Origin of the sequence: Paenibacillus methanolicus (assembly GCF_008124765.1) — a bacterium.
Classification (GTDB): domain Bacteria; phylum Bacillota; class Bacilli; order Paenibacillales; family Paenibacillaceae; genus Paenibacillus_Z; species Paenibacillus_Z methanolicus.
In genome coordinates, this window is record NZ_VNHS01000020.1 from 60,119 (window position 1) to 73,331 (window position 13,213).

Sequence of the window (13,213 nt, forward strand, 5' to 3'; positions counted from 1 at the left end):
CTTTCGCACTGACACGAGTCAGAGTTGCAGCAGCTCGCATGCTCTGCTACACCGCCTGCGCCGCGCCTGCATAAACGGCGCGGATGACCGACGCCACCGGCTCCTGCTCCGCTTCGGTCATCTCCGAGCCGGACGGCAAGCACAGCCCGTCCGCGAACAACTCGTCGCAGAAACTGCATCCGTTGGCGTCCGGCATGCGCGAGGGGCCGATCTTGCGCCGAAGCCGAAGAGGAACAGCTCGCGCTGTCCCTCCTTGGTGCATATTGAGAACCGGTGAACCTTAGATGAACGCCAGCTTCTGAAGTATGCGCTTCAGCGCCGAGGCCGTCTGCGCCCGACTAACCGGCGCCGTCGGGTCGAACCGGGTAGCGGATATGCCTTGCATGATGCCGCCTGCGACCAAATGCGCCACGTCTTCTTGCGCCCATGCCGCAATCGATTTGGCATCCGCGAATCCGGACAAGACCGACTTGGAGGAAGCTTGATCGCCGAGCAGCTGCTCCTGCCCCGCATATTGGACGGCTCTCGCGAGCATGGCCGCCATTTCTTGGCGGGTGATTTGCCCATCCGGCCGGAAACGTTCGTCCGCGCCGCCCGTCACCAGCCCGGCGCCTGCCGCCGCGTTTACCGCGCCTGCATACCAGGCCGAGTCCGCCACATCGCTGAAGCGGCTTCCCTTCACGGTTGCCTGCAGTCCCAGTGAACGGACTAGCGTCGACGCGAACTCCGCGCGGGTAATCGCCCGATTCGGATCGAACGCGACCGAGCCCGTCCCCTGCATCACTTTCTTCGATGCCAGCAGTTCGATATCCGCCTTCGCCCAATGCTGCTTCACGTCTTCGAATGTTTTGGCGCCCTGCACCACCGTATAAATGCTGTTGTGCGGCGATTTGACATCCAACAGCTGTTTGCCGCTCTCCGTGCGGACGGACGATGGAATGAACAACAATTGCTTCGCGTCCGGGTCATAGACCATGGCCGAGACACGAGCCGCGTCTGCCGTCGCCGGCAGCACGAAGGAACGCGTGACGTATACGCCGTTGAAATCCGTGATTTCCTTCGATGTGCCACCCGATTCTACGCGAATACCGAAGTTTAGCGACGCCGTCACCGGCCTGAAGCCTTCGCCGGTCAACTGGCTTTGGACTTGCTGGTCAAGCTTCGAGTCTAGCGTCTCGATCGTCAGCGTCGTTGTCGAATCGCTGGTTACCGCGTTGTTGCCATGCGCTAACCTCAGCGCCTGTTCGCCGAACAGTCTAACCGGTACCCGGTAGACCGCCGACTCCGTCTGCACCGCGAGGATGCCGTTCGGAGAAGCCAGCTGCGCGGCTTGCAGCGTCGAGGTCGCCACCTGTACGTTGACCCCGTCCTTGAACGCGGCGACGGGCAGCACGACCGTCGGATTGCCGGACGCCGTGCCATTCTTTTGTGCCTGCTCGAAGCCGGCTTGCGCCGTACGGACCGCGTCCAGCAGCTTGCCCGAATCAGGCGTTACGCTTGTTTCGGTTCTGCCTTGCGCGTCCGTCGCTTCCTTGCTGGTCAGGTCTTCGCTGCCCAGCTGGACGCTTGACGAGCCTATCGTCGTTTCGCCGCTTTCAGCCGGCGGCACGACAGGCGGAGGTATCATGATCGGCGGAACGCCGCCGCCACCGCCACCGCCGCCTACACTGCCGCCACCGCCAGTGGGAGGAGGCGTCACCGGGCAAGCGTTGAGCTGCACGCTTGCGCTCGCTGCGCCGGCCACGGCTTGCGCAGCCGCTCGTAGACCCTGAACGGTAGCGCCCGACGATAACGTCTCTTCCCGCGGTACCGATATTTTGACCACGGTCGTTCCGTTCCCTTCCGCATACCTGATTAAAAGTTCGTTCTCCTTATTTCCGGCTAAGATGCTTTCCGCCTTCATCGGTAGCACGAAAGTCTGATGCAGATCCAGCGTCTCATATTCATACTGTCTCATCGTACGTCCATCGATCGTATAGAAATACGTTCCGCGCGGGAAAGCCGCTTCCTCGAACTTCGCGATCGTTCGACTGAACCGCATATCGCGCTGCACATCCGCGTTTGTCATAAACACCGTGCCTGCGCCGTTCAGGAGGTATTTGCCGTCCGGCGTAACTCGCAGCAGGGTCGACAGCGGATAATCGCCGTGGTACGGCGAGTCGACTTCCCCCGAGATTTTACCGGCTGAATCAATGTTGTACGCGCTAATATCTCTCGGTATTGAATCGGTATTCACCGCGTACAAACGGCTCATAGCGGGACTCAATTGGAGATAGGAAGCCTGACGGATCGATGCGGATTGAATTTTGGCATGGGTGGCCAGCGAATAAGACGAGAGATTCGTCCATTGTCCCGATCCCGATGAGACATACAGGACGTTATTAGCGTCCACCGCGATGTCGTACGGATCGATGTCGATCTCGAACCAATCTTCCTGTTTAAGCGTCTCCGGATGCAATACGGCGATAAAGCCGTTCTGCTCCTCTTCCCACCAATATGAACTATGAGGAGCCGTTATCAACGCGACATAGAGCTTTCCGTTCGCGAAATACAGTCGTTCCGGCTGAAGCGCGAGCGTTGCCGTCGCCGTGCGTCCCGTCTCCAAATTAGCGAGCAGGACGGAGCGATCTCCTTGGATTGCGTACAGAATCGGCTCGGTTGGATGCATAATCGTCTGCTTTAGCTGTCCATTCACATGAAGCCAATTCTCTGCTGCGACCGGGGCAGCCGTGCCTGATCGGTTGATTGCCTTCGTTTGCCGTATCGGAGGTACCTGATTACCGCTTAAGTCCGCCAGATAAGCTCCCGATCCCGCGGGCGGCAAATATGAGAACTGCACGTCGTCGCCGGGCTCGGTCGCCTTATCCAGCGTGAACGCGACTTTCCTGCCCGTTTGTCGCGTCTCCGTAATCGTCCGTTTCGTACCGTTAACATAGATGGAAACGTAGGTAACTGCCGCTATCGGCACTCTGACGTATTCATTGAAGGTAAGCGCGAACCGATCGCCATCTACCCTGGCCGTGCTCAACATCGGGGCCATGGTATCGTCGGTCAGGAAGTAGCTGGTCGACCAGTCCGGACGCACGTCGTGACCGTTGACCGATTTGACGTTGGACACCGAGATTTGGTATGCATTCTGCGAAGCAAGCGCCGTCGTCGTCAAGTAGACGATACGAGGATCCGTGCAATCTATTTCGACTTTGACGATACGAGGATTCTCAATATCGCCCCGCAGCGAAGCCACGCCATAGTTGGACAAATTGCCCAGGCTTGACAAGCTCATCGGCTTATCGAATAAGAGACCCACCGACGTATCGCCAAGCGAAGCGGATGCGACCAACTTGGGGCTTCCGGAATCCTTGATTACCGTGACGCTCCACTGACGCGTCGTGCCGTCCTGTGCCGTTACCGTATAGCCGACCGACTGGTTAAAATTGCGGTAGACTCCGCTGGATGGCGTCACCGTCGCGCCTGGCGACACGCCAATCTGCGGGGCGAGCGAATCGATCTTATCGTCTGCTTCCACATAGACCTTCACCGTGCGTGCGATCGGATCGATAATCGACGCGCCCGTCTGAACCACCGTCTGGAAATCGACGATGTCCGCTTCCGATTGCGGAGCAGCCACCGTGCCCTGCACGGTCCAAACTTGCGATTGTCCGTTGGACGATGTCACGGTATACGTTACGAGCTTCGTGAAATCCTGCGCTTGGTCGGTTCCAGGCGTCACCGTCGCGCCCGGCGATACGCGCATCGCCGGCATCAGCGACGTCAGGTCCGTACCGAATTTCGCTTCGAACGTCACGGTATGCGCCAGCTTATTAATCGCCGGGAAGCCGGTCATGCCCGCCGCGCTGAACGACACGATATCGTTCTCGGCGCTCGTATAGCCGAGTCCCACGCTCGTCCAGCCGTTCTGAACCGCCAGCGCCACCGCGTTCCTTGCCGACTCGCTCAGCTCAAGATCCCCCGCCGCCAGGACAAACGCATCCCTGGCTTCCTCAAAGCCCGACGTCGGCGTCAAATAGGCCGTCAGCGCGCCATAGACGATCTGCCCGAGCAGGTTCCGGCCTTGCCCCTCCAGTCCCGGAATCCGGTCGATCTCCGTAGCGATTAGATACGCGGCGCGGTTAGGGATGCCGCTGTTGATATGAACCCCTCCGTTATCGTGCGCTTCATCTTCCGGCAGAGACACATAGTCTGCCATCGTCGCCGGCTGCGGATCCAAGCCTCTGGCGGGCGTCTTCATGTCGCGAAGCACGCCATGCCCTTCTTTAATGTTCAAATCCTCTCCGATCATCCAATCGTCCGCATCGAAGACGGCGGCCATCATGTCCGAGATCGATTCATTAAGCGCACCCGATTGTCCGACGTATTCCAAATTCGCCGTAAACTCGGTCACCGCATGGGTCAATTCGTGCGCAATGACATCCTTGCCGCAAGTCAGGCATTCGAACAGCGAATTGCCGTCGCCGTACACGATCTGGCTGCCATCCCAATAAGCGTTGTCGATCGGCCCCGCGTTGACGACGGAGATGATCGAAGAACCGCGGCCATCGAGACTTTCGCGGCCGAACCGCTCCTTATAGAAATCGTAGACCTCTCCCGCGTAATAGTGGGCGTCGACCGCTTCCGGGTCGTTAAACGAGGAGGAGTTGCTGGAAACCGGGAAGAACGGGTTTTCCCAATCATAGGTCGCGATGACCCCATCGCCGCTCTCCTCACGATACATGGACTTGGATTTATCGAGCAAATAATAGCGGTTATCTTCTTGTAGGGTTACGGGAAACGAACGCTGTTCTCCATAATACCCATTACCGTACCCAAAGGCCTTCGCCATATAGCTGAACTTCTTCAGCACTTCGCCCGTCGTCGCGTCGACGAAGCCGGTCCAGCGCCCGATCGTCGGCTGCGCATATTCCAGCTGAACCCGATAGGCCAGCACGTAAGAATCGCGCCACGGATAGACGATCAGCTCCGCCTTCGGCTGCCCGATCTCGCGCGGGCCGATCCGTCCGCCGAGGGTGATCGCCGAGCCGATCGCCGCCTCCACGCTGGCTTGGAGCGCCGCTCCCGCCTGCTGCCCGTCCAGTACCGGGTTCGTGTCGAGCGCAAGCCCGTTCAGCGCGGGCTGCGTATCGTTCGTAATCGCGTAGAGTCTCCGGTCCGTGCCCGTATGCGCCCGCATATACATTCCATATACCGGGACTCCTTCGTAGTACTGCTGCAGCAAATAGTGCTGCTTGCCTTGCGCGTCCCCGTCCACCTTCACGACCTCGAGCTCATCCCGAGGCGCATCGAAGCCGAACACGTTCGGATTCGACTCCATGTAAGCGAATAGCTCGGCCTCCGAGCGGATCGCGCCCGACAGCTTGCCCTGCAGCAACCGCGGTGGCGCCTCTTCTCCCGTCGCGATGCCTGCCGGCGGTTGAACCGCGGCTATCGGCGATGCGCCTTGCAGCGTCTCTCCCCCGCCTACCGCGAACGCCGTCGCCGGCGTCCAAGCTACCGATACCAGCAGGGACAATGCCGCCCCCACGGCGCCAACTTGCCTCAAACGAAATACCTTCACCGTTATCCTCCTTATTCAACGACCATTCACCCAGATTCTTCTAACTCTTCTACTATAGTATAAATCGATAGTTTCATATAGGGCGAAAATAGGTATTTATGCCCGCACGCTGAAGGATGAACAAAAAAACCACATCCCCATGGATGTGGCCTCGCCCCGACAGCGTTACCCTTCGAAATCCAAATTCACCGGCTCGGCCGGGACGCCCTCCTCCGCGCTCTGGCCGGTCGTCGGCGTCCGCTCGTCGACTTCGTCGATCCGGAAGTTGTCAACCCACAGCCTCCCCTCGCCGCGGAGCAGCGCCCCGAACGCGATCGCATGGCTCGCTTCCGAGACATCCAGCACGACGGCGTACTGATTCCAGTCGAGCGTGCCTTGGATGGGGCGGTCCTGCATATTGTCGAACTGGAGCAGGTCGCCGTTCTTTCGATCAACCCGCATCCAAAGACCCGCCCAGCCTTGAATGCCCTCCGCCTTCACGAAGGCGGTCAACCGCACGCGCTTGCCCGCATACCGGTCCGCGCCGAACATTTGCATTAGCGTGGCGAACCCTTCCGCGCCCCGCTTCACCGACTGGATCCGCGCCGAGGCGCTCCCCAGATGCGCTTCCCGTTTGTCCAGCGCGACCTCGTATTCGTCCACCCGATTGCCCGTTACCGTCCAGCCATGCGGCACTTCATTCCGATTCATCCCCATCGTCCCCTTCGTCACGAGTGAATGCGCATATGCGCGGTACTGTCCCGGCGTCAAGCCGTGCGCCTTCTTGAACGCCCGCGTGAACGCCTCCTGCGATTGAAAATGGTACTCCAGCGCGATATCTAAAATGCCCTTCCGGGTATGCGCCAATTCCGCAGCCGCTCTCGCAAGCCGCCGGTCCCGGACATAGTTCGCAGCCGTTCGTCCGATCGCGGCCAGAAACAAGCGGTCGAAATGGCGTTTGGAGAACCGGCCCTCCCGCGCCAAATCATCCGGACGCAGCATGTGCGTCAAATGCCGTTCGATATAGCTGAGCGTCTGATTCACGGTGCCGCGATGCGTCTCCTCATTGGCCATCGCCATCCCCCCCTTGCTTCTAAAATTACCATGCGAAGCTTTGCGCGTTTTGATTGTTTTGGCCATGTTTGACGTAAGATGCTCACGGCCGCGATGACCGAAATCAAAAAGAGCACCCTGCGCAGGTGCTCTCTAGCTGGTTCGTTTATCGATGTCGTCAGCTGAACGATCGTCTACCGGTCCCGATTGATCATATACTCCAGCACCTGCTTCAGGAAGGCCGCCGGACGCTCCCGCCTGCGCAGCGCCTCCAGCGCGAGACAGTAGTGGTCCCACATCGCCTTCTTCGCGCCTTCACGACCGAGAATGCTCACGAACGTGGCCGTATTGTTCCCCGCGTCCTGGCCGACGGGCTTGCCGAGCAGCGCCGCATCGCCGTCGACGTCGAGCAGGTCGTCCTTGATCTGGAACGCGATGCCCGCATGGTACGCGAAGACTTTCAGCATTTCGATCTCCCGCTCGCTTGCTTGGGCGATAATCGCGGGCATGACGAGCGCCGCCTCGAACGCCAAGCCGGTCTTGTAGAAGCACTGCGTGTTGAGCTGCTCCAGCGTGAGCGCCTCGCCTTTCGTACGCAAGTCCATCGCCTGCCCCATGCAGAGCTCCTCGGCCTTTTGCGCCGAATACTTGATCATGGCCAGCACGCTGCTCGGGTCGAAGCCTTGAAGCGAAGCCTGTTCTTGCGTCGCCCGTTGAATGAGCAAGAGCCCCGTCAGCTCCGCCGTGGCGCTATCGTGCACCTGATGCAGCGTAGAACGCCCCCGGCGCGTCGGCGCATTGTCTTGGGACGGGAGGTCATCGAAAATAAGCGACGCCGTGTGCATGTACTCCAGCGAGCGCAGCAGCGGCACTAGCGCATCCGCGGACAATCCATATTCCTGCACGCCCATCACCCAAGTCAGAATCGGACGCAGCCGCTTGCCCGATCCGTCCAAACTATAATTGGCCGCGTCGATGAGCATCTCGCCCGATGGCGGCATGCCGTCACGGCCGGCAAGACGAAGGCTGTCGTTAATCTGCGTCCGCGCCGTACGTACCGTCTCCGCGAATTGCTCGCGCGTGTCGCGCTCGTTCTTCAAATTAGCGACGACCTGGTCCCGCAGCAGCTTATCGAAGAAATCGACGTCGTCCGCCCGATCGACCATCCGCTGCACGAGCCGGTTGAACGCCGGATCGCCCGAAGCGAAAATACCCATGATCTCGTTGTACTTGGCGACCCCAACCCGAGCTTTGCACCGTTTCAATCCGTTGATCGCCCGGTTCAGGATCACCTCGCGCGCCTTCGCATCCGAGCGGTACACCTCATGAAGGAGATGGGCGATCACCGTCCAATACAGCTCGAACGGATTGATCAGATCGGGACGCCGGTCGCGATACGTCAAATAATACGTGTACGGCGTGACCGCCCCGTCCTTCAGGTCGTCGAACATATCCGCGAAATCGTCCGCGAGCTGGTTGTAGATGCCGTAGTAGAAGGTGCGGCTCTCGAAGCCCTCGTCCGCCGGCGCGTCGATGACCGAACGGGCAACCAATCGGGATGAAGCCGACTTCAAGATAACCGGAATGTACAGCTCTTCGTTCGTGTACGCGGCATGGGACAGCGCCTTGTCTCGGTCGATCTCCTGCGAATGAAAGAATACGTAGGCCTGCTGGAGAAAATGAAGACGCGTGGCCGGTCGCTGGTACCGCTCCATGCACTCGAACGCTTCGCGTAGCTCCGCGTGCACGTACGCCACCATCGCCTTGTTGTTCCCTTCCCATACGCCGAGCTCCGGCACCGCCCCGGTGACGAGCGCGGACGTAATCATGCGGGAGAAAGTCTGCTTCTCTTGCGCGCTCAGCACGTTCGCGTCGAGAAGATCATCGATAAACGGATAGGTGAGACCGTACGAATAGCCGAGGCGAATCGCCGCCTCCAGTTTGCGCGCGCGTTCCGCGGGCGGGCAATCGTCCGGCATCTCCTCCAGCGCATGCAGCACGACGCCCAGGATGATTTTCATCAACTTGCGCTGCGCGTGCTCCGCGTTCAACCCTTCCGGAAGGTTGACGGACACGTTCTTCAGCTTCTCGAACATCCAGATGACGGCCGGCTCCACGCCTTCCTTCCGGCCCCAGCGGTAGATCTCTTCGGTGCTGAATAGTTCCGTCTGCTCCCCTTGGCCGGATGTGGTATCGGGAAACAACCGCTCTCGCAATTTCGCGACCAGCTTCTCGATGCGGGTCTTCGTCTCCGGCTGATCAATGGCTCTGCCTAGATCCCGCATGTAGATGTACGATACGCTTCGGTCCAAATAGTCGTCGAGCTTGCCGGTATGCTTGAGCCACTGCAAGTGTCGATGATAACCGCCGGCGCCGGCCCCCGCCTTGCCTCCGGTGAGCCTCGATAGCCACGAGCGGCGGAGATGGTTCTTTTTCCACAGCTGGATGTCTGCCGTCAAGGCCGACGCGTACGCCTTGCCTCTGGCCTTCTGCTCCAGCACTGCAAAATAACGGGCAGCCTGCTGCTCAGCCTGCCGGTAGCAGACGTCGGCGTCCACGATGAATTCCTCGGTTATCGCATTCATGAGATTAGTCCCTCAGCTTCTTTTGATGTTTTCGCGACTTATGTCTTACGGAGGATGAGGTTGCGCCACTAGCTGCCAAGGCGGGAGCGCTCCCCTAGGGCAGCCTTATTGAATCCGATTGTTAGTTATAGATACGGGAAATCAAATACCCGGTTACGGTTTTATCGGCATGGCGGGAGAAGGGAATGGACCGCTTCAAAAAGAAGCGCGCGGGTCAACGCTCGCGCCCGGAATGAACCGCACGCAAACCCGCGCGAAAATTAAAATAGCGGTGCTTGGATACCCTGCCTTAACATCCTATTCGTATCCGCGGCGCGATAGACGCTTCTTGTCCATACAGGATAGCCAGTCGGCTAATCGCTTGGAATTAAGCCCGCTAGAAACGTGCCTGTATACGCCCAATTGCCAAGCATGCCATATTCGACATGATGTTCCTTTAATCCTGCATGCAAGCTTTGCCGAACTGACTAAATGTTAGGCTACCTCTTACCATTCAGCCTGCACCCGCGCCCGAAGCAAAAAACCGTTCCCCATCAGATGACCCGGCATCTGGGGAGAACGGTTTGAAACCTTATTCAAGCGGCTATCTCATGCAGAATCGCTCGACGCCTACAACGTACGGATAAACGTCTCGATTTTATCCATCGCGGTCTGCAGCTTCTCCATCGTGGTCGAATACGAGATCCGGATGTACCCTTCCCCGTAAGTGGAGAACGCGGAGCCCGGTACGGCGGCTACCTGCTGCTCATGGAGCAGCTTGGCGCAGAAGTCCATCGCATTGTCCGCATAGTTGCCGATGTACGGGAAGATGTAGAACGCCCCGCCCGGCAGCTTCGCGGCCAGTCCCATTTCGTTCAGGCGCCGATGGACGAAGTTCCGCCGAAGCTGGTACTCTTCGCGCATATGGCGCGCGTCGTCTCGACCGGTCGTGACGGCGGATAACGCCGCATACTGGCTGATGGAGCTTGCGCAGCTGACGTTATATTGATGCACCTTCAGCATTTCGCGCATAAGCTCCCGCGCTCCGAAAACAAACCCGATCCGGTAGCCGGTCATCGAATGGGATTTGGACAAGCCGTTAATGACGACCGTCTTCTCCCGCATCCCCGGCCGGTTCGCGATCGACTCGTGGCGAATGCCATCGTAGATCAACTCGCTGTAGATCTCGTCGGAGATGACGTACAGCTCCTGGTCCTTCAGCACATCCGCGAGCGCATCCACCTCGTCTTTCGAGAGGATCGTCCCCGTCGGGTTCGACGGATAGGAGAGGATGAAGCCCTTCGTCTTCGGCGTAATATGGCCGCGAAGCTGCTCGGGCGTGACCTTGAAATCCGTCGCGGTCGTATCGACGAGAACCGGAACCGCCCCGCACAGTTGAATGATCTCCAGATACGCCGGATAGGTCGGCGAGGGCACGATGACCTCGTCCCCGGCCTCCAGCAGCGTCGTCAGGGCGACGAACAGCGCCTGGCTCGCCCCGGCGGTCACGATCACTTCGTCCTGCGGGCTGTAGATCAGATCGTACTTGTCCGAGACGAACGCGCTCGCCCCTTGACGCAGCGCCAAGATGCCCTGATTCTCCGTATACGACGTCCGATTGTTCGCCACCGCCTCCGCGACGGCTTCGCCGATATGCTTGGCCGGCGGGATATCGGGCTGTCCCAATGTCAGCGAGATGACGTTGCTGTATTGAGATGCCAAGTTGGCAAACTTCCGAATGCCGGACATCTCGATGCGCGTCACGCGCTCATTAATGTGAAGTGCCATCCCAGAACCATTCCTTTATCGCTTGCTATGTATATGAAGCATGATGCTTGTATGCGTATGGAAACCCCTTGTCGGGTTAGCGTCCCAACCAGCTCAAGTATTGAACCAACGTGTCGATGGCGACCGGAATCGCCCCTTCGTCCGGGTTCAGCTTCGCATGGTGCAGGCCGTGCTCCGAATCGACGCCGAGCCAGAACATGAAGCCCGGGATTCGCTCAAGCAAATAGCCGAAGTCTTCGCCGGTCATGGATGCCTCGCATTCAATCAACTGAATGCCCGGCAGATCCTTCGCCCAGTCCATGAAAGCTCTTGTCACTTCGGGGTGGTTGTACACTTGCATATAGTTGGCGCCGTAGTCGATGGCACTTGTGCAGTTGAAGCTCACTTCAAGCCCTTGAAGCAGCGACTCGATACGCCCTTTGATAAGGGTCATCGTCTCGGCGTCCAGCGTGCGGATCGTGCCTTCCAGGCGTACGCGGTCCGCGATGACGTTTTGTTTGAATCCGCCGTCGATTTTGCCGATCGTCAGTACGGCCGGCTTGATCGGATTGACGTTGCGGGAAATAATCGACTGCAGCTGCAGCATAAAGTGGCTCATCGCCACCAACGTATCGTGCGATAAATGCGGGAACGCGGCATGGCCGCTCTTGCCCATAATGTCGATGAACAGCTCGCTCGTATTGGCGAACAACTTACCTTCTTTGATCGCGATCTGTCCGACTTTGTAATCCGGCGCGATATGTAAAGCGAAAATATAGTCGAGCTTATACTCGGCCAGCTCGCCGCTCTCCAGGAGCGGAAGCGCCCCGCCGGGGCCTTCCTCTGCCGGTTGGAAGATGAAGACGAGGTTGTCGTTCATCCGGTTGCGCACGAAATGCGTCAGCACGCCGAGGCCGATCGCCATGTGGAAATCATGGCCGCATGCGTGCATCATGCCTTCGTGCGTCGACTTGAACGCAAGCCCCGTCTCCTCCGGGATTGGCAAACCATCGATATCCGCGCGATACCCGATCGTTTTGCCCGGATTGAGGCCCGGGATCCGGACGATAATGCCGGTCTTCCACAGCTTGACCGACAAGTCCGCGGCGCCGAGCGACCGGATGTAATCGAGCAGGTACGCCTGCGTCTTGAACTCCTGATAGCCCGCTTCCGGAATAAGATGCAGGTCTCGTCGAATATCGATAAAGGTTTGATGGTTAGCCAACCTCGGTTCCCCCTAATACTTACAGATTGCGGAGATCTTTAACGATTTCCGTTTTGCTCTTCGTTTTCTCTTCGACTTCCTTGATGATGCGAGCCGGCATGCCGCCCACGACTACGCCCGGAGGTACATCTTCCGTTACAACTGCGCCTGCAGCGACAACGGAACCTTTGCCTACGCGGATGCCTTCGAGGATGACCGCGTTCGCGCCCACCAGGACGTTATCTTCAATAATAACCGGCGTCGCCGAAGGCGGCTCAATGACGCCAGCGACAACCGCGCCCGCGCCGATGTGGCACTGCTTGCCGATTTGCGCGCGTCCGCCGACGACCGCGTTCATGTCGATCATCGTGCCTTCGCCGATGTGCGCGCCGATGTTGATCGTAGCGCCCATCATGATGATCGCGTTGTCTTCGAGCGTGACGCGGTCGCGGATGACGGAACCCGGCTCGATGCGGACTTTCTGGCCGAGGAAGTTCAAGAGCGGCACCGTCGAGTTCGTTCTGTCGTACTCGAGCTCGTAATATTCGACCGTGCTTTGGTTCACGATTTCTTGCACCGCGCTCCATTGGCCGATGACGATTGCGTTCTCTTCGAACTTGAACACTTTCACGTCCGGATCGTTGACCGCGACCGCGCCTTTAATGTAGGCTTTGACCGTTGTTTTCTTCGGGCTATTCTTGATGATATCGATTAAATCTTGGCTCATCGTTCATGCTCCTTCGCATAAGGTATTCGTCGTCCATTCTCTGTCATTCTACCAATCCCGAAAATCGGAATTCCATTCATTTTCCCGATAATTGTTTGCACATATCGCCTATGGCGTTCCGCGAATGTGTCGGCTCTCCGCGCCATTCTGGCTGAATTGACGAATTTTGGGCGTGAAGGGCGCTTATAGTATTTCCCGGATGGGATTGGATTATGATAGCTAATCTCTAACTGGAGTATTAAGTCGATAAAAAAGAGTCTGTAAAATATTCTGTGTAAACTCTCAAACCGAATTTAGATTACAATGAGAGAAAGGTTGGTTTGAGAGGATGGCACCAATGGCGAGAT

Annotated in this window: 7 protein-coding genes; all 7 read right to left on the reverse strand. The window is 58.3% G+C overall.

The features are described 5' to 3' along the window. Positions 1–46 precede the first annotated feature (46 nt). Positions 47–196, reverse strand: coding sequence for a hypothetical protein (locus tag BCM02_RS35600; protein WP_187434558.1), 150 nt, complete (start codon positions 194–196; stop codon positions 47–49). An 84-nt stretch (positions 197–280) separates the two neighbouring features. Further along, positions 281–5,572 (reverse strand): M4 family metallopeptidase, encoded by a 5,292-nt coding sequence (locus tag BCM02_RS33725; RefSeq protein WP_148933517.1) that lies wholly within the window; start codon positions 5,570–5,572, stop codon positions 281–283. 165 nt (positions 5,573–5,737) lie between these two features. Further along, on the reverse strand, positions 5,738–6,625 hold the full coding sequence (locus BCM02_RS33730) for a helix-turn-helix domain-containing protein (protein ID WP_187434559.1): 888 nt from the start codon (positions 6,623–6,625) through the stop codon (positions 5,738–5,740). Positions 6,626–6,798: 173 nt separating this feature from the next. Beyond that, a complete protein-coding gene (locus BCM02_RS33735; protein WP_148933519.1) occupies positions 6,799–9,189 on the reverse strand; it encodes a polyprenyl synthetase family protein in 2,391 nt (796 codons plus the stop codon). Positions 9,190–9,798: 609 nt separating this feature from the next. Further along, positions 9,799–10,956: an aminotransferase class I/II-fold pyridoxal phosphate-dependent enzyme gene (locus tag BCM02_RS33740; RefSeq protein ID WP_148933520.1), complete on the reverse strand. Its 1,158-nt coding sequence runs from the start codon at positions 10,954–10,956 to the stop codon at positions 9,799–9,801. Between the two features lie 76 nt (positions 10,957–11,032). Then, complete coding sequence (locus BCM02_RS33745; RefSeq protein ID WP_148933521.1) at positions 11,033–12,160, reverse strand: N-acetyldiaminopimelate deacetylase; 1,128 nt, start codon at positions 12,158–12,160, stop codon at positions 11,033–11,035. Positions 12,161–12,179: 19 nt separating this feature from the next. After that, positions 12,180–12,866: a 2,3,4,5-tetrahydropyridine-2,6-dicarboxylate N-acetyltransferase gene (gene dapD, locus BCM02_RS33750; protein WP_148933522.1), complete on the reverse strand. Its 687-nt coding sequence runs from the start codon at positions 12,864–12,866 to the stop codon at positions 12,180–12,182. Positions 12,867–13,213: the final 347 nt, after the last annotated feature.